Raw genomic sequence first — 21,884 nt, 5'->3', positions numbered from 1 at the left:
TGATTACAAAGTCTAGAAGCTTTTAATCATCATCATTGGAAGGTATATTAATATTAGAATTATAGTTTAAAACTAGATGGGTGTGTATCTATGCAAACAGAAAAGTTATATTATCAAGACCAATACCTTGGGCGATTTACAGCACATATTCTTAATGCCCAAATTGATGAAAAGGGAAGATTTTATGTTATCTTGGATCAAACAGCCTTTTATCCTACTGGTGGTGGGCAACCTCATGACACTGGCACATTAAATGACATGGAAGTTATTGATGTAGAAGAAATTAATGGAGAAATAAGACATTATATTTCGGGATCAATGGAAGTAGGTTCTGAGTGTGTTGGTGAAATCCATTGGGAGAGACGGATGGACCATATGCAGCAGCACGCCGGTCAACATATTCTGTCTGCTGCTTTTGAAGAGGAATTTGGTTATAAAACAGTGAGTTTTCATATGGGAAAAGAACTTTGCTCTATTGATATAGCTATAGAAAACCTTACAGAAGAAGAAGCATACGAAGTGGAAAAAATAGCTAATATTATCATTATCGAGAACCACCCTATTGAAACGAGATGGGTTAATCAAGAGGAATTATCTAACTACAAGCTTAGAAAAGAAGTGTCAGTTTCAGAAAATATCCGCCTAGTGATAATACCAGATTTTGATTATAACGGTTGTGGTGGCACACATCCAATAGCAACAGGACAAGTTGGTTCAATTGAAATACTACATTGGGAGAAGCAAAAGAATCATGTACGAGTATTTTTTGTCTGTGGTAGAAGGGTTCGTACCCAGCTACATAAAAAACACAAGGTGATACAAAATCTATCTGCATTATTAAGTTCTCCTCAAGAACAATTGGTAGAAACATCAAAGCGAATTCTAGAGGGTACTAAGCAATTAGAAAAAATAATAACACATTTAAAACAACAGCTTATTGAATACGAGGCGGAATCTCTTACTGCACAGTCTGAAAGAAAACAACAATACAAGCTAATAAAAGAAGTATTTGTTAATCGACCAATTGCTGAGCTTCAGCAATTAGCCAAAAATATTACATCCAAGTCTGATATGATTATTGTCTTATTGGTAAATGAAACAGACGAAAAACTGCAATTGGTATGTGGTCGCGGAAAGGGCACTTCCGTAAGTATGAATCAATTGATTAAGCAAGTTTTACCAACTATTAATGGTAAAGGTGGGGGAAATGATGTAATTGCCCAAGGTGGTGGTGAGAAGTTAATCCATCCTGATGAATTGATGAATAGGTTAGTAGAAGCAATATGAAAATTGTATTAACTTCAGATACACAAATATCAAAAAGAGGAAAGGTATTACCAGATCAACTATTAAAGGAATGCAGGGCAGCAGATTTAATTATTCATGCTGGAGATTGGAGTTCTACGAACGTTTTCCTGAAAAGGATGTCTTTGAAGTCAATGGATATGAGATAGGTATTTTTCATGGCCATGGCGAGAAAAAGACAACGGAGAAACGCGCACAGGAGACGTTTCAAGATGAGTCCTTTGATATTATTGTCTTCGGTCATTCCCATATTCCTTTGGTTCGGTATGTTAAAAAGACTCTACTGTTTAATCCCGGATCACCAATGGACAAAAGAGCACTCCCATATTAATATTATGGGATTCTTCAGTTAACAGATGTAATAAAATCTGAAATTATATTTTTCCAATAAAGGCTACCTTTAATGGTAGCTTTTTTGTGCCAATTTTTCCAACTCATTCGACAGAATATTGCAAAGCCCGGGGGGTGACAGGCACCTAATAAGCATGTTTTAGTTGTTTCTTGAATAGGATGTACTATTGAATCTTTATTGTTGGGGGCGGTTATTGTGGTGCAATCTATTCTGGAAATATTTACTTCGGAGGAAAAGGCGGAAGCGATTTTATCGAGTCCATTAATTGAACTTATATTTATGGTACTCTTTTTGGGGTTTGTGATTACATTATTTGTTCACCTCGCACTGTATACAAAGTTGAAGAAGGTTAGAAATTACGTGAATGATACGGATCGACTGGATATTGAACCACTGAATTCATTCCGAAATCAATACGAAAAAAAGCAACAGAATGACCCGGTTGCCGTAGAAACTTTTGTTCAAGAGAGATTTTCGAGCTGGCGTCTATTCGGGTTTCCTGTTATTAACTTAATTAAAATGATTCAAGTGACAGTATCCGTTTTTATTTTAATTGGGGTTCTTGGTACTTTTATTGGTTTAACTATTTCCTTGGGGAGTATCAATTCAACTGGAGACCAACTGGTTGAGAATATCGCAGCAGTACTAACTGGAATTGATGTAGCGTTTTATACAAGTATTGTAGGGATGGGATTTTCTTTAGTAATGACCATTTTATTAAAAACAATGAATACAGAGCACATGCTGACAGAAATTATGCTAAAAGTTGAATCTAGTTTAGAAGGAAACGAAGAAAATAGTTTAAATAGATTAATTCATGTTTCGGAGATGATTAATCAATCTATCGTGAATCTTCAAGAAACCAATCAACGATCCTTGGGTAGCATTGAGAAAGCATTTGAAGGTTTTCAGGAATATACTACCGGTCTTCAGCAGTCTGCTAAAGATTTAGCTCACTTTAATGACGGCCTTTCCCAAAATTTAAAAGAGTTTCATATTCTATTTGATGATATGAAGGAAGTAACAATTGGGTTTGGTGAGGGAACGTCCCGTTTGAATGAAAATTTTAATTCCTTATTTGCCTATTTTAAGAATATTGATGAAAAAAATGAACGTATGGTTCAAACGGTAGAAGGAACATTTGAAAAGGTGAAGGACTTATCGGAGATACAAAAGAAAACCCTAGAGCGATTTGAAGGTTCCGTTTCAGAACTAAAAGATTTCACTTCATCCATTCTTCAAGGCCAAAAAGGAATTTCTGACTCTTTTAGTCAGATTATTAATCAAAGTAATCAATTAGTAAAAAGAATGGAGAGCAATAATAATGAATTGAAAAATATTTTTGGCAGTGATTTATCTTCTAAAATGGGTGGCATCACCAATTATCTAGGAGAGTTATCAAGAGATTTTGACCGGCTAGGGGAAACTATCTCTGATCTACCAGAAGCATTGCAAATTATTAATCAAACCCAAAATGAATATAAGCATCTACTAGCAGACCGTTTTGAGGAATTAAAACATTTTAATCGAACATTTAGTAACCACTTGAAAGAACATACAACCGAATCCATGCAATTTGAAAGACAATTACGAGATGTAACCAAAACCTTTGAACAAGTTAGTATTAAAAATAGCCAGTTAATGCAAGAGCTCGACTCCAAAATATCGCAGATGAACCAAGGCTTTAACCATAGGGAAAATCAAATCGAAGCGAGTGTTAGTATCTTAAAAGATACACTGTCCAATTATGTTTCTAACTTAGAAGGTTCATTCGGAAACAGAATGGACCAAGTAGTTCGAAGTATCTCTGGTTCAATGGACCAAACAAATGAAAATATGAAGCGCGAATTCGTGGAAATTCGTAGGATAACAGAACAGATTCAACAAAGTAATTCACAATATACCCAGCGAATGCTTCAAGAATTGGGGAGAGAGATGCAAGCACTTATTCGACAGATGAGTGTGGTTAGTACCCAAGGTCCAGCGAGGCAAAACGGAATAGGGATGAACCCAAATGGATACTAAATATCAGAGACTATTTAAAAGAGAAAGCGATGAGGGACATTTTTGGCCATCCTTTACAGATGTATTAACCGTAATATTATTATGCTTCATATTGATTTTCATTGTAATGATGGTGATTAAGTCATTCCAAATTGAGGAAATGAAGCGGACAATTGATCAAATTATGGGGGTTCGTGTTCAACTTGTTAATGACCTAAAAGAAGAATTCAGTGGCACTGGAATTACAGTCGATGAAAAGACAGGGGCTATCATATTTGAAACGGACATCTTATTTGAATTTGATCAGGCTAATCTAAAACCTGAATCCTATCATTTCTTGGATGAATTTGTCCCGAAGTATTTAGATGTACTTCTTGGTAGTGGCTATGAAGAATATGTTGCCGAGATTATTATAGAAGGACATACAGATAGAAGCGGGGGGTACTTATATAATTTGGAGCTAGCCCAGGATCGTGCTTACAGTGTTGCTTCATACATTCTTGGTGATGAATTTCCTTATAAAAACATTCAACAACATCTTGAGGAGAAATTGACAGTAAACAGCAAATCTTTTACAGACTTTCGCACAGATGAAAATGGGAAGTATAGTGCAGAAGCATCGCGTCGAGTAGAGTTTAAATTCAGGCTAAAGGATGAAGAGATATTAAATAAGACTCGAGAAATATTAGGGGAGTAATAGGTTTTATAGGCGATGTATTTATCGCCTTTTTTTTACGTGGAAAAAATAGCATAGTTAAGAACTCCTATTCCATACTAAAGAAAAAGGAGGGAAAGCTATGGCAAAAAGAAATAAGAAAAATGACCCAGATCAAAAGAATAAAAAAGGCTTTGATTCAGCTAAACAGGATACAGAATTTTCAAAGGAATTCGGCAGTGCAAAAGCAAATCAAGCACATAAAGAAAAAGCAAAGAAGGCACGAGCTAATAATCAGGGATAATTAAGATAAAAGGAGAATAACAACAATGACTCGCTCAAATAGAGAAAAAGAAAGACAAAATAGAGCCCGTAAAAATGCTAACAATCCACATGGAAAAGTAAAGTCCTTTGAGCAACTTGCAGAAGAAGGACTAAAAGAAGAAAAGTAATCAATCCGGGGACTAGTGAGATCTAGCCCCGATTAAATTATTAGTTAAAAAATGATCTGTTTAAAACATAATGTAAGGAGAAAACCAGATGAATAATCTTAACCAGGAACAAACAATTCAACAATTAAATGATCTATTAGGCGAGGATGTGACACAAATATTTGAAGAGCAGTTAAAAATAGCAGGGGAACATGGTGATCCTAGTTTTGTTGTGAAAAATAGTAAAGGAGAGGAAATACATGTTTCAGTTGAATGGGATAAAGAAGCAGATGTATTACATTACTCCATTCATTCGGACTGAGGTTACATAAGGAAATTAGAATTGTTTTAAATTTGGTAAGGGTGCCTTTAAATTCAATGGTAATATGGGGATACTATTAGCAAAACATGTACTCTTAACTTCATTCCTAATGTAATATTATTGGTATAGAGGACAATTCCTTTGTACTTACGTATATTTTAGGGGTGCTGTTTCATGAGAATACTTATTGCAATTGACTCATTTAAAGGTAGCATATCATCTATGCATGGCAGTGAAGCTATATCAGATGGGATAAGAGAGGTCTATCTGAATGCTGATATCCTTACAATGCCACTTGCCGATGGTGGAGAAGGAACTGTAGAAGCGCTAGTATGTGCTACTGGTGGCCGGATAATGGAGAAGGAGGTTGTTGGTCCATTAGGAGAGAAGGTTAAAGCTTCCTATGGAACTTCCAAGGATGGTAACACAGCCTATATTGAGGTAGCTGCTGCCTGTGGACTTCCATTATTATCGAAAGATGAAATGAATCCTATGATCACCACGACATACGGCGTTGGTGAGCTTATCATGGACGCAATGGTAAATGGATGCAGAGAATTTATTATAGGACTGGGGGGGAGTTAAACAAATGATGCGGGTGTTGGGATGCTTCAAGCACTTGGTTTTTGTTTTCTAGATAGAAATGGCGAAGCGGTATCATTTGGTGGTCGGGAACTAGCATCAATTGAAAGCATTAGGGTCGGGAATGTTCACCCACTTCTGAAGGACTGTACCTTTCATGTTGCATGTGATGTACGGAATTTTCTATATGGGGAAAATGGTGCCGCATATATTTTTGGACCTCAAAAAGGAGCTACTCCGGAGATGGTCAAACAATTAGACGCTGGTTTAAGCAAGTTTGCTTCGATAGTGTCACGCGATATGGGGAAAGATATACAAAATATAGAGGGTGCTGGAGCGGCTGGCGGTCTTGGTGCTGCATTTTCTGGGTTTCTCAACGGGATATTAAAGCCTGGTATTGAGCTGATTTTGAATGTTTTTGATATAGAAACAAAGCTCATAGGAGTAGATGTGGTTGTCACTGGTGAGGGAATGCTAGACAGCCAAACATCCATGGGAAAAGCCCCAAGTGGTATTGTACAAATGGCTTCATCCTTTAACATTCCAGTAATAGTACTAGCCGGTGGAATAGAGCAAGAAAATCTTTCATTGAATAATAATGGCCTGACAGCTTGCTTTTCAATTGTTAATAGACCAATGTCAATCAGAGAGGCGATGGATACTCCAACGACATATGCAAACTTAAGATTTGTAACTAGTCAGGTATTTAGGTTAGTAAAAGCAGTAAGTGAAAAGTAATAGTGCATCAAAAAAAGGCTGGAATGGAATATCCTGCCTTTTTTTCTATTATCCTACAACGTTTTCTTGTCTTTCTGGTCGTTGCTTCTTCTTTTTAACTAGCTTCTTTTTAAAATAAAAAAGGGCTAACAGTATAACCGCTATTCCTGCCATGAAATAAGTAAGATATTGTGTAACAAACTCTTCGGATGCTTGGCCAAATAAGTAAAAAGCTATGCCTACCACATAAAATTTAACAGCTCGTCCGATTGCAGCATATCCGATTAATTTCCAAACAGAATAATGAAAACAACCTGATAGAATAGTAAAAACCTTAAAAGGGATTGGTGTAAAAGCGCCGATTAGAATTGCTGCCTCTCCATTGCGAGTAAAGGATTCAGTTGCTTTTTCAACCCATTTGGGTTTCAGAAATTTATGTAAAACTGGTTCTCCTAGTTTTTTTCCTATTAAATAACCAACAGGGGTACCTAATAAACAGGCAATATAACCAACAGTTGCTAGCCAAATTGCAGAATGAGGGTCTAACATACTGAGAGAAACTTGGGTAAAAAATGCGGGAATAGGGAAAATAATTGCATCGATGAAAGAATGTATAAATATCCCTATATATCCAAAGTCTTCAAAAAATTCGCTAACCTGTTGGACCATGTCACATCTCCTTTATAGGGGATTAGAGTTTTATATGGAAATTATATCATAGAAAAAAGTGACAGTCCCCTCTAAAGTCCCGCTTTTAGGAGAGAAGTGTCACTTTTTGCAGAAAATTTTCCACAAAGATTTTTTTAATCATCTTTTGTAAACTGTATTGACAATGGATGTAATTGCGCGCCATCACCTGTAACATTACGAGGAACCTTCACTAGGATCAGCAAAAGATTTTAACGCTTGTCCGTTTAAAAATGATGGTTAAAGTGATTTCGCTACAAATAAACAATTAATTCGTCAACTAATGTAGAGCCATATGCCAAGAGCGCATTAAATCCTAGTAGTTTTCCTTCTCCGAGAGTGTCTATTCCTGGAGTGGTAAAACCCATAATAATAAAACTTACAAGCAAATGGACAGTCCACTTCTATTGAGGAACTGCCCATCCATGTTATTGTCTGTTTTTAGGATATCTTTCTTTACCTTTCATATCGTTAAGTTCCTTTTTACTTTTGTGCTTTTTCTTTTTGTCTTTCATTTTAAGAATCCCTCCTTGAACATTAGTTTGAACGGTTATGAACAAAAAAATGTATAAGGATTTTGGGTACATTTAATAATATACTAAAGGACTGATAGTAGTAATATATTATATCAAGAATGAGTCCTGTATCTACATTTTAGCAACTTAACGATTCTCAACTAACCACTTCCGAATAAAATTCTTATATTTGCTAGAAGGCTTTTTTATTACAGCTTCCGGCATCTCAACCGGGTCTTTCAGCCCATTTACAAGCATTGTGATTATAAATCGCTGACCGGGCTCGTCCATAAAATAGGAACCTATTTTAAATAACTCAGCTTTATCGAATAAATCATTTAATCGTAAATTTATTTGCCTAAATGTTTCCATATCTACATCTCGTGTGTATCCAATATTAATAATAAGTTGCTCTGCTTCCGTAAAATCCTTTGGTAAATATGGTGTCTGAATTAAATGTTTTAATGGTTCATCAAAATTTCTTCCTTCAATAGTGTGTAAGAACAATGGGCCTCTTTTTTGATATATAAATGATTTAATATCTTGATAATCTATATTTACTTTACCTGTTTCATCAATCATTTCTCTTAATGCTTTGATTGTGAGTTCCTCAATTGTATCAAATACTTCTCTTGCTTCATGAATTGGTGTTGTAGGATCAATAGTTTCCATTAGTCCATCACTTTCAAAGAAAATCACCGCATCACAGAATTCCTTCATAATATAGTACTGTTCCCTAGCTGTCATTTGTCTTCTCTTGCCCTCAAATCGAAATGGAAACCGAAAGACGCCAATTAGAAGGGGTTTTCGTTCCCTCAGTGATTGGAGCTTTTTCGGTAGCTCTTGTATCTCACTTGGATTCCCACCAATAAAACGATAAAAACAAAGGTCATCCTGCTTTTGTTCAGCAATAATCGATTGTTGTCTATCAGAAAAGTCTATATCCATTCTAAAAGGTCCAAAAATTCTCTCCATGTCGCCTCTCCCAACTCTATTTATTCATTATTTTCACCATAATATCAGACAATCCTTATAAAGTTTGTCACATTGTGTCGAGAAAAAGGACTAGTTTTGTTGAACAAGATACAATGCATTCGTTAATAAAAAACACCTTTACAAAAGTAGGGAAAAAGTGTAGTATAATTACTATTGCAAAATAATTACCTAGGTAACTATTTGGGGGTTGGCATGTTAAATCAAGATTTGCTCCATTTATTGAATCAACGCGTTCGGTATATAAACAAAAAATTAAATGAAAGTTTACAGCAACACGGCTTATATAATTCACAATGGTCCATTATGTACTATTTATATAAAAATGGCACGAAAACTCAAAAGGAGATCATGAATTATTTCCATGTAAATGCTCCAACCATAACACGTACCGTAAAGCGAATGGAAGAAAATAGGTGGATTAGAAGAGTGGAAGGACAAGACCGTCGCGAGCGTTACATTGAACTAACGACAGAGGCAAAAGATAAATATAAGGAAATTGAAAATACTTTTTCCATTCATGAAGAGAAAGTACTCTTCAACTTATCGGAACAGGAAAAAGAAATATTACTTAAGTTACTACAAAAGTTGGAATAAAGGGGAAATAACAGCATGAATCATCAAAAAGGTATAATCTGGACAAAGGATTTTATTAATATTTCATTGGTTCAATTTATTGTATTTATTGGATTTTATACATTACTTACAACGCTACCAATATATGTAATGAAGGAAATAGGTGGCACAGAAGCAGAGGGCGGTTTAGTGGTAACGATTATGCTAATTGCCGCCATTATCATGAGACCAATCTCTGGTAATCTAATCGAAAAAGCAGGTAAGAAAAGAACGTTAATGTGGAGCACGGGCTTGTTTACAGGTACCATGTTTTTTTATTTTATGATTGATAGTTTTATGGGGTTAATGATTCTTAGATTCCTTCATGGACTTTCTTTTGGTGTCTTAACTACTGTAGTTAGTGCCATTGCCGCTGATGTTGTTCCAAATGAAAGAAAAGGTGCTGGGCTTGGTTACTTTGCAATGGCGACAAACATTGCAATGGTAGTAGGCCCGTTTTTGGGCTTAACACTAATTCAATTTATTTCGTTTAAACTACTATTTATTCTTGTAAGTTTCATTATATTAATCAGTCTCGTGTGTGCGATACAAGTAAAGGTACCAAAAATAGCTTACCCGGCTACAAAAGTGATAGAGAAGAAGTTTTCAATCCATAAGTTAGTAGAAGTGAAGGCATTACCTATTGCATTCATTAGTTTATTTGTTGGTATTTCATATTCTAGCATCCTATCGTATGTTAGTGTATTTGCAGAGACAAACAATTTAGCAAGTGTTGCGAGCTATTTCTTCGTTGTCTTTGCGGTGGTTATGATATTAGCTCGTCCATCCCTAGGTCAATTATTTGATGTGAAAGGACCAAAATATGTAATTATTCCATGTCTTCTAATCTTTAGTATTGGTTTAGTAATACTAGGATTTACGAATTCTCCGTGGATGTTCCTTGTTGCAGCTGGTATTATTGGCTTAGGAAGTGGATCTTTACTACCAAGCTTCCAAACCATGTGTATTCAAGCTGGTGGACCAGGTCGAAGTGGTCACGCAACAGCTACATTCTATATTTTCTGGGACATTGGAATTGCAACAGGATCTTATGTGCTAGGAATGATTGTTGCAATGTTTAACTTCCAAGTGTTATATATATGTTGTGCTGTATTACTTATTATCGTTCTAGGTATGTTTATCATACAGCAATCATTGCAAGGAAGAAAAAGTAATGTAGAACAGCAAGTACCGGTAGAAAATATGTAACTAATGGCTTGGTTTCAGTCTTTAGTCTGAAAATCCCTACAGTAATAGTAGGGTTTTTTTGTGTGGAAAAATCGGTCGCGGTCCCGAGGTTAATATTATTCAAAGTGAGTATGATAATAGTAAGAAAATCGAGGGAGGAAACAACATGTATTATGATATAAATAGAATGTTAGTGGAAGAAAAGATGAAGGAATTGAGACAATATGCCTATGCTAGTAATCTAACTGGGAAGAAAAGCAAAAAGCTTGAAACATTAAAACAGCAATCTTCCGTTCAACTGTTTAGAAGTAGAAAAGTAAGTTAAACTCCTGAATCTTATGGAGTTTTTTTATTTATCAATTGGACAACCTGTTGGATCGGTGAAATAAATATATTGATGGATGCCAAATATTATATAGTTATTTTATAATTCATACATGATAAAATATAAAGAAACAAAAGGGAGAGATTCTTTATGAAAACAGCATTGGTATTTGGTGGTACTAGATTTTTCGGTGTAAATCTGGTAGAGGCACTATTAGCAAAAGGGGTTAAAGTAACAATTGCTACTAGACAAAATAGTCGAGATCCATTTGGCAACAAGGTGGAACGTATAAAAGTTGATAGATTTGACAAACCATCAGTAGAGAATGCTGTTAAAGATAAGGAATGGGATGTAGTGTTTGATCAGTTATGTTTTTCTTCCAAAGACGCGGAGATTATTGCTAGTACGCTAGAAGGAAAAATCCAACGCTATGTATTCACGTCAACATTATCAGTCTATGATTACGGAGTGAATATGGCTGAAGAAGTATTTGATCCTTATACATACGATTTAAAAATGGTAGACCGTCAAGAGGTTTCATATCAAGAGGGGAAAAGACAAGCGGAAGCATACTTTTTCCAAAAAACAGATTTTCCGGTTGTGGCAATGAGGATTCCTATTGTACTTGGTGAGCATGATTATACAGAGAGGTTATTACATTATGTAATGAGTGCAAAAGAAGGAAAAAAGGTATATTTCCCAAATCTTGAAGCCGAAATGTGTTTTGTTCATCAAAAGGAAGCAGGGGAGTTTTTATCGTGGGTTGCAGATATCGATTTTACAGGTCCTATTAATGTATGTGCAAATGGTTTTATAACAATGGGAGAGTTGGTGAAATTGATATCAGATAAGACAGGGAATGAGCTAGGAGTAACAACCAATGAGCAGTTAGAGTCTCCATATGCTATTAAGGAAACATGGACATTAAGTAATGAGAGAGCAGCAAAAATAGGATATGAATTTACAAATCTTCAAGATTGGTTGCCGGGGTTAGTTACTTATTTAGCAAAATAAGATGCACAATTTGATTTCTGCTCCTGTGAATACCTGAGGAAGATTACAGTGGTAATAGACATATATTGAATATTGTAATCTTTAGAAGGATGAAGTGTTTTAAGAAGAGATGGAACTAGTTTAATTTACTAGACCCATCTCTTTATCATTAGAGTGGCTTGCTTTCTTTTTAATGAATTGTATCTAAAGATAAAAAATCTTTCATGACCTTCATGAATTTATCATTTTCTTCAATATATGGCATATGGGCACTTTTTTCAAAAACGTGAAATTTACTGTTAGGTGTTAATCTACTAAAATATTCTGTGGATTCAGGTGTAGCCTCATCATATCTGCCACAAGTATATAAAGTAGGTACTGCAATCTTATGAAGTTCCTGTGTACAATCAAAGTTCTTTAAGTTACCAGCAACATCAAATTCCGATGCACCCCACATCATATTATAGATTTCAGAGTTTCTATACTTAGATCCTTCTTTCAGGAAGGCTGGTCTTTCTGATTCTGGTAAACGACAAACAAAATGGTTGTTAAAGATTTTAGTAGCCTCTTTGTATGCTTGAGAATCAGTATTACCATTTTCCTCGCATTCTTCAATGGTTTGTTGAATTTTTATTGGAAGATTCCTTAGATTTTGTTTTTGATCATCAGCCCATTTAGGTGCACTTAAACATGGACTAGAAAAAATTATGCTTTTAACTCCTTCCGGGTGCTTAAGATAATAAGCTGCTGCAAGTGTTGTACCCCAGGAATGACCTAAGAGGTGAAATTCATTTAAACCAAGACCATCCTTTAATTGCTTCACTTCTTCTACAAATCGTTCAATGTTCCAGAGGGTGGGATCTTTTGGGCGATCTGATTTTCCACAACCCAATTGATCATATAAAATAACCGGTCTAATATCAGCTAATTCCTTCAAACCTTGCAGTGACCAGTGAGATGAACCAGGCCCACCATGTAGAACAATGACTGGTGCATTTTTCGTATTATAATCATGCCGTTGATACCAAACCTTCCCTCCTGTTACTGGAACAAATCCTTCTGTAATCGTCACCATAAATTCACCTTTTTCTAATTTACTTGTACTTATATTACCATTTTTCAAACTTTTAGCCATGTTCAACCTCCTATGATAAACTATTACTAAGATTCAGAAATAGATGGGAGGTATGAGATGAATATCTTCGTAATTACTGTTTTGGTGATTATTTTTATAATAAATACATATTTAAAGAAAAAATTCGATATTGAACAGGATTTCGCTCCACTAAGGTATTATAGCAAAACACATAAATGGGTTGAGCGAACTCTATTTATTGGATTTGTTATTCTAATAGTATTGGTTTACATTACGTATACATCAGCAGAAATTTACTTGTTTTTGGGTTATGCAGTTATATTGTTTGGCTTTCGAACAACCATGGAATACAAATATGAGAGGGAAGAAAAAGAGTATCTGCTCACCCTAGTATTGACAATAGGCGTACTAGTGCTTTTTGTTGGCTCTATTTTCTTTGTTCATCAATCATTGGCACCTTATAAAGTAGTTGTGAAGGAAATAGAATCACTTAATCCTGAATCCATCCAACAAGTTGAGGTCATAAATCATTCTTGGAATGAAAAAGCAAGGGATATTCTAAATATTATGGAAAAGAAGCGAGAAGTTGTAATAGAAGATAAAGAAACGATTACTAAATTATTATCTGAATTGTCAGCTGAACAGCTTCGAGTAAGGGATGTAAATATTAGGAATAAAGACAGTTATTATGAATTAAATTTAAAAGGCGATATAGATTTTAGATTAACTGTTTATGAAAAATCTATCATTATTGTTTACGGGGAAATGGACTCTTTTCAAGTTGTGGGGAACAACAGATTATATCAGATGCTTCAAGAAGATGATTTGGAATGGGCAATCCCTTAAAAATAGCTTAAGTGGGGGAAAAAGATGGCAATAAAACATGATATTACAAATGAAGAAAGGGAAAAAGTCTTAAAAGCATATCTTAAGGAAGGTAAACTTGATACGTTTCCAAGTAAGGAAAAAAGAAAGTTCATAATCCTAGAATATATAGTAGAGAGTTTTGATTTAGAAAAGGTGTATACGGAGAAAGAGGTAAATGAAGTGATAAAAGCCTTTTATTCTGATTTTGCGATCATTAGAAGGTATTTAGTTGATTATAAATTTCTTGAAAGAAGCAAAGATGGATTGGAATATTATGTGAACCAGAATAGGTAGCCTAACTAGGCTACCTATTATTAGTCAACTGTAACAGCTAATCCTTTTATTTTCAGTGAAGGGGAGCCGATGTATCCATAATAATCCATTGGAGAAAATTCTAGATCAGTTCCTACTTTTTCTACATCTTGCATAACTTCAAAGAAATTACCTGCTATCGTCATTTGATTTGTTGGGCTAACAATTTTGCCATCTTTCACATAAAAACCATCGGCGGCTAACGAGAAGTCCCCTGAAATTGGATTTGCACCAGAATGAAGGCCTGCTAGGCTAGTGATAATAATTCCTTCTTCAAGATCACCGTATAATTCCTCGTACGATTCTATACCTGGTACAACATAGAAATTCGATGGACTTACGCCAACTGAGTCTTTATAGGAAGATTTATGTCCGTGGCCAGTTGACTCAACTCCGTCTTTTTCAGCAGTTTTTAAGTTATGAAAATAAGTCTTTAAGACACCATCTTTTACAACGGTTAATTGTTTTGTTGGGACACCTTCTGAATCAAAAGTTCCACTACGAATCCCATCTGGTAAATGTGGGTTATCGAGTAGAGTAACGACATTTGAAGCTATTTTTTGTTCGAGCTTCTCTTTAAGGCGAGACTGATTATCCTGAACAGATTTTGCTGAAAAAGAAGGTGAGAAAGTAGCTAACAGACTGGATGCTGCTTGCCCTTTTAGAATAATTGGATACGTTTTGTTTGGATACGATTTTCCACCTAAATGGCTTAAACTCTTCTCAACAGCTTCCTTTGCAATTTCATCAGTGTCTAAGGATTTCAAGTCTTTTGTTAACTTAAAATAAAAATCAGACTTAATCTCTTCGTCTTCTTTGACCACTACTGAAAATACAACAAATAGAAAGTTATTACGGTCTTGTAAAGCAAGGCCTTTATTATTAAATAAGGCTTTTTCAACTAATTGATCTTGAATAGCAGCATAATCGGTTTGAACAACCCTGTGATCATACTCATAGATTTTCTTTTCAACTTCTTTAAGAAATTCAATTTTTTCTTCAATAGATATTTCTGTAAGTGTAGCAGAATAAAAATCTAGTTTTTCATAGTTGGCATTTCCTTCAAATAATTCCTGTGGATCATCTTCAATTAGTTTTGAATTTTCCTTGATATTATCTAAGAGAAATGAAACAGATTCCTCGTCTAGTTTCTCCGTATAGGCATAGCCCATTTTACCGTTATAAAGACCTCGAACAGATACTCCAATGACGGTCGAGGAACGGTAATCGTCTATTTCACCTTTAAAAATTTGGCATCCAAATCCGGACTGTTTTTCATAATAAAGTTCTAACTCAGAAAAGCCTAATTTTTCACCTTCAACAAAAAGTTGATCACGAAACGTAAGTAAATCCATTTAATTTGCCTCCTTTCCGCCAACAGTAATCTCACTAACACGTAACATCGGTTGCCCAACATTAACAGGGATACTTCCACTAGAAGCTCCACACATACCAGCACCATGGCCAAGATTGTTTCCGACCATATCTACTTTCTGAATGGTTTTAGCCCCATTTCCGATTAATGTAGCACCGCGTATAGGTTTATCAATCTTTCCATCCTTAACAAGATAAGCTTCATTAACGGCAAAGTTATAATCTCCGGTTGCTGGGTTAACAGAACCACCACCCATATACTTAGCGTAAATTCCATACTCAGTATTGGCGATAATTTCTTCTGGTGTTGATTTACCAGGTGCAATGTAAGTATTTGTCATTCTTGATGTAGGGGCAAACTTATAAGATTCACGCCTTCCAGAACCTGTTGATTCTGTATTCATTCTGCGTGCATTAAATTTATCAATCAGATAACCTTTTAAAATACCATTTTCGATTAGTACATTTTTACGTGCTTCTTCACCTTCATCATCTATATTGATAGAACCCCATTCGTTTTTAATGGTTCCATCATCAATATAAGTTACTAGTTCTGAAGCAACTTGTTCACCAACTTTATTGGCAAATACAGAATTTTCTTTTGCAACAGCTGCAGCTTCTAAACCGTGTCCGCAGGCTTCGTGGAAAATAACACCACCAAATTCATTGTCGATGACAACAGGAAACTTACCACTTGGTGCAGGATCTGCGTTTAGCATGGTTACTGCAATACGAGCAGCTTCCTTCGCGTAATGTTCAAGATTTAAATCTTCTATAAACTCAAATCCTTGATGTCTCCCCGGTCCGTAAAAACCAGTTTGCATATCATGGTCATTTGATGAAATTGCATTTATTGTTAACCGACTTCTTACACGCGTATCTTCTACATATGTACCTTCAGAATTGGCGATAAGTACATGCTGCTCTTCTTCTAGCAAACTAATTATGGCTTGTGAAATGGAAGAGTGGTAGTCGCGAACAATTTGATCTGCCTGACGTAAGACTTGAAGTTTACGAGTTTTATCTACACTATTTGGCATAAGATGAATAGGGTGTATCGCATTTAAATTCTGTTTCATTAATGGTAATATGATTGCTTTATCAGCTTTTCCTTGAATAGCTTGTGCTGCTGCATTTGCAGCCTGCAGAAGTCCTTCTTTTGAAAAGTCATTTGTATAGGCATAAATACTATTTAGACCTTTGAATAATCGAATTCCAACCCCGAAGTCTCGTCCAGATAAACTTTTTTCCAACTTAGTACTTTGTAGGCTCATTCGATTTGTGAAGCGGTCTTCTACAAACACTTCTGAAAAATCGCCACCAGTAGTCAGTGCTGCAGAGAGCACATCTTCCAAGAGTGCCTTATTTAACATAAAATCCCCCCTAATATTTTTGTTTAATTTGTCTGAATTTATTATACAACATATTAGAGTTAAGTGATATTCAACTTGAGGCGGGTTTTGTATCCGTCTGGAGACTGAGAGGGAATAGTAAAAAACACCTCAATCTGTGTTGAAGTGTCGTTTGATAATTAAAAGTCGAAGTGTTTTGTTAGTAAATAGGTTAACCATTTGTATTGTGAGTGATTTTTAATGTTTTCAATTAATCCTATTACAATAGCGTGATGATATGTTGGAGTTCGAATTTGTTCCTTTAATAATATTAGAGACTCTTTTTCAATTGATTCCCCTAGTTCATCGATTGTTTCTTCAATTAAGTGGTAAAGGTCATCCTCTGAAACTTTTTCATCATGAAATTGTTGAAACATATTTCCATAGTCTTCCGTAATAAAAGGTATGGTAATACTCCTTGCAAGGGTATCTGTTTTCTCAACTAATGATCTAGAAATTAAATCTACATCAAATTCCATCCGATTGAAGAGTAAGTAGCTAGAATAACCATTAATTAATCCTTTAATTGCAAAGATCAAATCATATTTAACTTTATTTATAGCTTCACCATAGACTTTTTCAATCATGGTCAGAATCGTTTGATCTGTTTTACGATCATAATAACGCATTTTAGTTAATAACTCATCATTTAGAGAATGAGTTTGTTCCTTCATGAGTAATTTTACAAAGTTTGCATGCTTTAGGAATGCTTGAAAGGTAGTATGGTAAAAGTAATATAAGATATCATCAGATTTTGTGGTTCTGACCGATAAGTCAATGTCAACTGTTAACTGCTGCATAAAGTGATCGATTAGCGCAACAATAAGCTCGTCCTTTGATTTGAATGATAGATAAAAAGCACCCTTCGAGATTCCGCAATAGTCTGTTATTTGTTGGACTGATGTTGCTTCAAATCCTTGATTAGCAAAAAGTTCAAGTGATTTATCCATGATTAATTGTTTTTTACTCATTGTAAATTTTCTCCTAATTTTTCTTGTAATCAGTTGACAAAATGACTGATTAGTCATTAGTATAGAGAAATGAGTTTGTAATGTCAAATTAAGGTAGGTGTAAATGTGAAAGGTTTTGTAAATTTTGTAGTTAAAAACAAGCTAGCAGTTTGGCTTTTAACGATTATCATTATTGTTTCGGGTATTTATTCAGGTTCACGAATGAAGACTGAAATGATACCGGATATCTCTATTCCATATTTAATGGTATCTGGTGTGTATCCTGGTGCAACGCCAGAAAGGGTTATGGAAGAGGTTTCTATTCCAATAGAAAAAGCTGTCGAAAGTTTAGAAGATGTTAAGGCAGTTTATTCAAATTCGTATGCCAATATGGCTAGTATTCAAGTTGAGTATGATTATGGAATTGATATGGACGAGGCAAAACGAGCTCTAGAGTCTGCTCTTGACAATGTGACGCTCCCTGAGAATGCACAGGAACCTACAATTACATCCATAAGTATGGACATGATGCCAGTTGTTGCTCTGAGTATAAGTAGTGACACTGAGGATATTGTAGAATTAACTTCTACAGTTGAAGAAATTATCGTTCCAAATTTAGAAAAACTAGAAGGGGTAGCGTCCGCTACGATTACCGGTCAGCATATTGAGGAAATAGAATTACGATATGATGAAGAGAGATTGACAGAACTTGGTTTAACAGAAGATGATGTTAAGCAAATGATTCAAGCAAGTGATATGGCAATCTCTTTAGGTCTTTATGAATTTGAAGAAGGAGAGCAAGCTGTAGCAATTGATGGGAAGTTCATGTCAGAGAATGATTTAAAGGATATGTTAATTCCAGTTACTCCTTCTGAAACACAGCCACTTCCTTTTGTAAAACTAAGTGATATCGCTTCAGTTGAGGTCATCGGGAAGGTTCAATCAGTTTCTCGAACCAATGGGGAAAATGCGATTGCAATTCAAATTGTCAAAGGACAAGAAGCAAATACGGTTGATGTTGTAAATGAAGTAAAAGATTTAATGAAGGAAGAAGAAGCAAACATTGAAGGGCTGGTTGTTGACATCTCCCTTGACCAAGGTCAACCTATTGAGAAATCAGTTGCTACCATGGTAGAAAAAGCTGTCTTTGGTGGATTGATTGCAGTTCTCATCATCCTACTATTCTTGCGTGATTTTAAATCAACCATTATTTCCATTATATCTATTCCGGTTTCTATTTTTATAGCATTAATGCTATTAAACTGGATGGATATTACACTTAATATCATGACTCTTGGTGCAATAACAGTCGCCATTGGGCGAGTTATAGATGACTCCATTGTTGTAGTTGAAAATATATATAGGCGATTACATTTACGTGAAGAAAAGCTGAATGGTCGTGCTCTAGTTCGTGAAGCGACACTTGAGATGTTTAAGCCAATCGCTTCTTCTACTTTAGTAACGGTTGCCGTCTTTGCGCCACTAATTTTTGTTGGCGGCATGGTTGGTGAATTATTCTTACCGTTTGCTCTTACCATGACATTTGCTTTAGGTGGATCATTGCTTGTTGCGATAACCATCGTTCCTGCATTATCACATTTCTTATTTAAAAAGAAACTATATAGTCAGAAGCAGGAAATCAAACATAAAGAGACAGGTAAATTAGCGACTTGGTATAAAGGGGTCTTACGCTGGACTTTAAACCATAAGATCATTACATCTGCATTAGCGATTATTATGTTAATTGGAAGCTTAGCTTTGATGCCATTTATTGGTTTTAGTTTCTTAGGTAGTGAAGAAGAGAAAGTAATGTATCTGACATACACCCCTGAGACAGGTGAACTGCCAGAAGAAACGTTAGAGAATGTATCAGAAGTCGAAGAGGAAATGTTAAAACGCGAAGATATTGACATTGTCCAATTATCAATTTCAGAAAATGACCCACAAGCTTCCATGATGGTTGGTGGAGGCGGTGCATTAATGTACTTAATCTTCGACCCGGATACAGAGGATTTCCCAGAAGTTCGTGAAGAAATTGAGGAATATGTCTTTAGCATTGGGCAATCTGGGGAATGGAAGAGTCAGAATTTCTCTGCCATGGCATTTTCTTCGAATGAGATAAGCTATACACTTTATAGTGAAGACTTAGATAAGCTAAATGAAGCTGTTTCGATGGTAGAAGAAGTTATGAATGAAAATGAAGGATTAGAAGATGTATCATCGAGTAAGGAAGAATCTTTTGTAGAATATACATTTAAGGTTGACCAAGAAGAACTATTACAATACGGTTTAACAACCGGTCAAATTGCTATGTTGCTAAATCCAAATCGTTCTGAAGAGGTTTTAACAACAATTGAAAAAGATGGTAATAGTCTAAATGTAATTGTTAAGCACGATGAGCAAATTCAAGAGCCGAAATCAATTGATGAATTATTAGAAACGGACGTAATGACAGCATTAGGAACAACAATGCCACTTTCTGAGCTTGTTGAAGTAGAGGAAGGTACGACCTTGAATACACTTGCACGTAGTGAAGGTGAGTACTATGCATCTGTTTCTGGAACAATAATTGGAGATGATATTTCGAAGGCTTCAGCAGAAATTGAGGAAGGTATTAGTGAATTGGAGTTTCCTAAAGGGGTAACTACAGGAGTTGCTGGTGTAACCGCTGATATGGAAGAAACATTCACACAGCTCGGTTTTGCAATGCTTGCAGCTGTGCTAATCGTTTACTTTATACTTGTTGTAACATTTGGAGAAGGTCTTGCACCTTTTGCGATTTTATTCTCATTACCGTTTGCAGTAATCGGTTCATTTGTTGGACTATTAATTGCAGGCGAAACGATTTCGGTTACAGTAATGATGGGCTTACTTATGTTAATTGGTATAGTTGTAACGAATGCAATTGTACTTGTTGATCGTATTATCCATATGGAGCATGAGGGAATGGAAATGCGTGAGGCAATACTGGAAGCAGGTGCTACAAGACTTCGTCCAATTCTTATGACAGCAATTGCAACAATAGGTGCCTTAATACCTATGTTATTTGGTAATGCTGGTGGAGGTTTGATTTCAAAAGGTCTTGCAATTACGGTTATTGGTGGATTAGCAAGTTCAACCCTCTTAACCTTAATCATTGTTCCGATCGTTTATGAGATTTTATCGAAAATTTTTAAGAAAAATCGTAAAGAAATTAAAGAAAATTAATAAAAATAGGTGGTTTAGCTTATAGGCTGAACTACCTATTTTTTTATTGGTGGGTGTTTATAAGAAAGATTATTTTGTATTATGGAATTAAGAATTTTAATAAAATTTAATAGAGGGGGCATAGGAATGTTTAAGAAGTTATTAGCAAGTGTTGGAATTGGTAGTGCAAAGGTAGACACACAACTAGTTAGTGATCAGATTCTGCCAGGCGAGGAAGTACGTGGAAAAGTAGTGATCCAAGGTGGAGGATCAGAGCAACAAATCGATAAAATTAATTTGTTTGTTATGACGGAAGCTGTTCGCGAGAAGGATGATAGGAAGGTTTATGAAAAAGTGACTTTAGGATCGTTTGTGGTTGGGGAGTCTTTTTCTATTCGTGAAGGTGAATCAAAGGAAGTAGATTTTCAATTTAGAATGCCTGTACATACACCACCAACACTCGGAAGAACAAAGGTATGGGTACAAACTGGATTGGACGTGCCAAGTGCAATCGATCCTACTGATAAAGATTTTGTTAGAGTCTTACCACATCCATTTATGAAAACTGTGTTAGATGCACTGACTAACGTCCTTGGATTTCATTTGCGAAAAGTTGAAATGGAGTATTCACGGAGGCATCGCTATGTTCAAGAATTTGAGTTTTATCCGAGTAACGAGTTTCGCAGAGATTTAGATGAGTTAGAAGCTATATTTTTTATGCAAGAAGACCGTGTAGAGGTTATTCTTCAGATTGACCGTCGAGCAAAAGGTCTTGGTGGACTTTTTGCTGAAGCACTGGATATGGATGAGAATTTTGTAAAGGTATCCTTTTCAAGAACCGACCTTGAACGAGGCCCTGCATTTATTGCGGAAGAATTAAGAAGTGTGATTAGTCGTTATAGTTAATTGAAAGGGGGCGGTTTTAATAACTGACCCCTTTTTTGTTTTTTTTTATTAATGTTACAGGACAGAATAGCAGAAGAAATGTATATGCGCTATAATTTATCAATATAATTTATTTTAA

At 35.5% G+C, this 21,884-nt stretch carries 21 protein-coding genes and 1 pseudogene; 16 read left to right on the top strand and 6 right to left on the bottom strand.

Features of this window, described 5'->3' with window-relative positions; translation table 11 throughout:
* Positions 1–90 precede the first annotated feature (90 nt).
* The 8 genes and pseudogenes from TY11_RS16440 to TY11_RS16415 all read left to right on the top strand — a co-directional run bounded on the left by TY11_RS16440 (position 91) and on the right by TY11_RS16415 (position 6,389).
* Positions 91–1,287 (top strand): serine-tRNA(Ala) deacylase AlaX, encoded by a 1,197-nt coding sequence (locus tag TY11_RS16440; protein ID WP_042148711.1) that lies wholly within the window; start codon positions 91–93, stop codon positions 1,285–1,287.
* A 106-nt stretch (positions 1,288–1,393) separates the two neighbouring features.
* On the top strand, positions 1,394–1,636 hold the full coding sequence (locus tag TY11_RS16435; protein WP_369797420.1) for a metallophosphoesterase family protein: 243 nt from the start codon (positions 1,394–1,396) through the stop codon (positions 1,634–1,636).
* A gap of 216 nt (positions 1,637–1,852) precedes the next feature.
* The gene (locus TY11_RS16430) at positions 1,853–3,682 is read left to right on the top strand and encodes a MotA/TolQ/ExbB proton channel family protein (protein WP_042148708.1); all 1,830 of its coding nucleotides are present in this window, start codon (positions 1,853–1,855) and stop codon (positions 3,680–3,682) included.
* Positions 3,672–4,358 carry an OmpA family protein gene (locus tag TY11_RS16425; protein WP_042148705.1) on the top strand — a complete coding sequence of 229 codons (687 nt, stop codon included), beginning with the start codon at positions 3,672–3,674 and terminating at the stop codon, positions 4,356–4,358. The genes TY11_RS16430 and TY11_RS16425 overlap by 11 nt, the downstream gene beginning before the upstream one ends.
* A 100-nt stretch (positions 4,359–4,458) precedes the next feature.
* Positions 4,459–4,620, top strand: coding sequence for a hypothetical protein (locus TY11_RS20700; protein ID WP_197025110.1), 162 nt, complete (start codon positions 4,459–4,461; stop codon positions 4,618–4,620).
* 25 nt (positions 4,621–4,645) lie between these two features.
* The gene (locus tag TY11_RS20920; RefSeq protein ID WP_231495863.1) at positions 4,646–4,768 is read left to right on the top strand and encodes a DUF6254 family protein; all 123 of its coding nucleotides are present in this window, start codon (positions 4,646–4,648) and stop codon (positions 4,766–4,768) included.
* Positions 4,769–4,856: 88 nt separating this feature from the next.
* Positions 4,857–5,069, top strand: coding sequence for a hypothetical protein (locus tag TY11_RS16420; RefSeq protein WP_042148701.1), 213 nt, complete (start codon positions 4,857–4,859; stop codon positions 5,067–5,069).
* A gap of 174 nt (positions 5,070–5,243) precedes the next feature.
* Positions 5,244–6,389: pseudogene (locus TY11_RS16415) on the top strand (glycerate kinase family protein).
* A 48-nt stretch (positions 6,390–6,437) separates the two neighbouring features.
* On the opposite strand, the gene TY11_RS16410 reads toward TY11_RS16415, so the two are convergent.
* Together TY11_RS16410 and TY11_RS16405 are read right to left on the bottom strand one after the other, a co-directional pair.
* Positions 6,438–7,037: a YqaA family protein gene (locus tag TY11_RS16410; RefSeq protein WP_042148698.1), complete on the bottom strand. Its 600-nt coding sequence runs from the start codon at positions 7,035–7,037 to the stop codon at positions 6,438–6,440.
* Between the two features lie 680 nt (positions 7,038–7,717).
* Positions 7,718–8,545, bottom strand: coding sequence for an FtsZ/tubulin family protein (locus TY11_RS16405; protein WP_042148697.1), 828 nt, complete (start codon positions 8,543–8,545; stop codon positions 7,718–7,720).
* Positions 8,546–8,758: 213 nt separating this feature from the next.
* Here TY11_RS16405 and TY11_RS16400 point away from each other — a divergent pair, with 213 nt between their 5' ends.
* The 4 genes from TY11_RS16400 (at position 8,759) to TY11_RS16385 (ending at position 11,705) form a co-directional block, all read left to right on the top strand.
* Positions 8,759–9,160, top strand: a complete 402-nt coding sequence (locus TY11_RS16400) for a MarR family winged helix-turn-helix transcriptional regulator (RefSeq protein WP_042148695.1) — start codon at positions 8,759–8,761, stop codon at positions 9,158–9,160.
* Positions 9,161–9,175: 15 nt separating this feature from the next.
* Entirely contained in the window at positions 9,176–10,387 is a 1,212-nt protein-coding gene (locus TY11_RS16395; protein WP_042148693.1) for an MFS transporter, read from the top strand.
* A gap of 145 nt (positions 10,388–10,532) precedes the next feature.
* Positions 10,533–10,691, top strand: a complete 159-nt coding sequence (locus tag TY11_RS20490; protein WP_155982721.1) for a hypothetical protein — start codon at positions 10,533–10,535, stop codon at positions 10,689–10,691.
* Between the two features lie 150 nt (positions 10,692–10,841).
* On the top strand, positions 10,842–11,705 hold the full coding sequence (locus TY11_RS16385) for an NAD-dependent epimerase/dehydratase family protein (protein ID WP_042148689.1): 864 nt from the start codon (positions 10,842–10,844) through the stop codon (positions 11,703–11,705).
* Positions 11,706–11,874: 169 nt separating this feature from the next.
* Here TY11_RS16385 and TY11_RS16380 read toward each other — a convergent pair whose 3' ends face one another.
* Entirely contained in the window at positions 11,875–12,759 is an 885-nt protein-coding gene (locus tag TY11_RS16380; protein ID WP_081756001.1) for a proline iminopeptidase-family hydrolase, read from the bottom strand.
* Between the two features lie 117 nt (positions 12,760–12,876).
* Here TY11_RS16380 and TY11_RS16375 point away from each other — a divergent pair, with 117 nt between their 5' ends.
* Both TY11_RS16375 and TY11_RS16370 read left to right on the top strand, forming a co-directional pair.
* The gene (locus TY11_RS16375; protein ID WP_042148687.1) at positions 12,877–13,626 is read left to right on the top strand and encodes a DUF4181 domain-containing protein; all 750 of its coding nucleotides are present in this window, start codon (positions 12,877–12,879) and stop codon (positions 13,624–13,626) included.
* A gap of 24 nt (positions 13,627–13,650) precedes the next feature.
* Positions 13,651–13,941, top strand: a complete 291-nt coding sequence (locus TY11_RS16370) for a DUF2087 domain-containing protein (RefSeq protein ID WP_052345870.1) — start codon at positions 13,651–13,653, stop codon at positions 13,939–13,941.
* 20 nt (positions 13,942–13,961) lie between these two features.
* On the opposite strand, the gene TY11_RS16365 is transcribed toward TY11_RS16370, so the two are convergent.
* The 3 genes from TY11_RS16365 to TY11_RS16355 form a co-directional block, all read right to left on the bottom strand.
* Positions 13,962–15,314 carry a TldD/PmbA family protein gene (locus TY11_RS16365; protein WP_042148685.1) on the bottom strand — a complete coding sequence of 451 codons (1,353 nt, stop codon included), beginning with the start codon at positions 15,312–15,314 and terminating at the stop codon, positions 13,962–13,964.
* Complete coding sequence (locus tag TY11_RS16360; RefSeq protein WP_042148682.1) at positions 15,315–16,706, bottom strand: TldD/PmbA family protein; 1,392 nt, start codon at positions 16,704–16,706, stop codon at positions 15,315–15,317.
* A gap of 158 nt (positions 16,707–16,864) precedes the next feature.
* Positions 16,865–17,695 carry a TetR/AcrR family transcriptional regulator gene (locus TY11_RS16355; RefSeq protein ID WP_042148679.1) on the bottom strand — a complete coding sequence of 277 codons (831 nt, stop codon included), beginning with the start codon at positions 17,693–17,695 and terminating at the stop codon, positions 16,865–16,867.
* Positions 17,696–17,800: 105 nt separating this feature from the next.
* Between TY11_RS16355 and TY11_RS16350 the strand changes: the two genes are divergently transcribed.
* Both TY11_RS16350 and TY11_RS16345 read left to right on the top strand, forming a co-directional pair.
* On the top strand, positions 17,801–20,881 hold the full coding sequence (locus TY11_RS16350) for an efflux RND transporter permease subunit (protein WP_042148676.1): 3,081 nt from the start codon (positions 17,801–17,803) through the stop codon (positions 20,879–20,881).
* A gap of 126 nt (positions 20,882–21,007) precedes the next feature.
* Entirely contained in the window at positions 21,008–21,766 is a 759-nt protein-coding gene (locus TY11_RS16345; protein ID WP_042148674.1) for a sporulation protein, read from the top strand.
* Positions 21,767–21,884 lie beyond the last annotated feature (118 nt).

The organism is Paucisalibacillus algeriensis (genome assembly GCF_000577245.1).
Lineage (GTDB): Bacteria > Bacillota > Bacilli > Bacillales > Amphibacillaceae > Ornithinibacillus.
This window is presented reverse-complemented; position numbering and strand designations above follow the sequence as displayed.

Excerpts from the sequence above, each read along its gene's own strand:
- TY11_RS16440 (WP_042148711.1), top strand. The coding sequence starts at position 91 with ATGCAAACAGAAAAGTTATATTATCAAGACCAATACCTTGGGCGATTT.
- TY11_RS16425 (WP_042148705.1), top strand. The coding sequence starts at position 3,672 with ATGGATACTAAATATCAGAGACTATTTAAAAGAGAAAGCGATGAGGGA.
- TY11_RS20700 (WP_197025110.1), top strand. The coding sequence starts at position 4,459 with ATGGCAAAAAGAAATAAGAAAAATGACCCAGATCAAAAGAATAAAAAA.
- TY11_RS20920 (WP_231495863.1), top strand. The coding sequence starts at position 4,646 with ATGACTCGCTCAAATAGAGAAAAAGAAAGACAAAATAGAGCCCGTAAA.
- TY11_RS16420 (WP_042148701.1), top strand. The coding sequence starts at position 4,857 with ATGAATAATCTTAACCAGGAACAAACAATTCAACAATTAAATGATCTA.
- TY11_RS16410 (WP_042148698.1), bottom strand. The coding sequence starts at position 7,037 with ATGGTCCAACAGGTTAGCGAATTTTTTGAAGACTTTGGATATATAGGG.
- TY11_RS16405 (WP_042148697.1), bottom strand. The coding sequence starts at position 8,545 with ATGGAGAGAATTTTTGGACCTTTTAGAATGGATATAGACTTTTCTGAT.
- TY11_RS16400 (WP_042148695.1), top strand. The coding sequence starts at position 8,759 with ATGTTAAATCAAGATTTGCTCCATTTATTGAATCAACGCGTTCGGTAT.
- TY11_RS16395 (WP_042148693.1), top strand. The coding sequence starts at position 9,176 with ATGAATCATCAAAAAGGTATAATCTGGACAAAGGATTTTATTAATATT.
- TY11_RS20490 (WP_155982721.1), top strand. The coding sequence starts at position 10,533 with ATGTATTATGATATAAATAGAATGTTAGTGGAAGAAAAGATGAAGGAA.
- TY11_RS16385 (WP_042148689.1), top strand. The coding sequence starts at position 10,842 with ATGAAAACAGCATTGGTATTTGGTGGTACTAGATTTTTCGGTGTAAAT.
- TY11_RS16380 (WP_081756001.1), bottom strand. The coding sequence starts at position 12,759 with ATGGTGACGATTACAGAAGGATTTGTTCCAGTAACAGGAGGGAAGGTT.
- TY11_RS16375 (WP_042148687.1), top strand. The coding sequence starts at position 12,877 with ATGAATATCTTCGTAATTACTGTTTTGGTGATTATTTTTATAATAAAT.
- TY11_RS16370 (WP_052345870.1), top strand. The coding sequence starts at position 13,651 with ATGGCAATAAAACATGATATTACAAATGAAGAAAGGGAAAAAGTCTTA.
- TY11_RS16365 (WP_042148685.1), bottom strand. The coding sequence starts at position 15,314 with ATGGATTTACTTACGTTTCGTGATCAACTTTTTGTTGAAGGTGAAAAA.
- TY11_RS16360 (WP_042148682.1), bottom strand. The coding sequence starts at position 16,706 with ATGTTAAATAAGGCACTCTTGGAAGATGTGCTCTCTGCAGCACTGACT.
- TY11_RS16355 (WP_042148679.1), bottom strand. The coding sequence starts at position 17,695 with ATGAGTAAAAAACAATTAATCATGGATAAATCACTTGAACTTTTTGCT.
- TY11_RS16345 (WP_042148674.1), top strand. The coding sequence starts at position 21,008 with ATGTTTAAGAAGTTATTAGCAAGTGTTGGAATTGGTAGTGCAAAGGTA.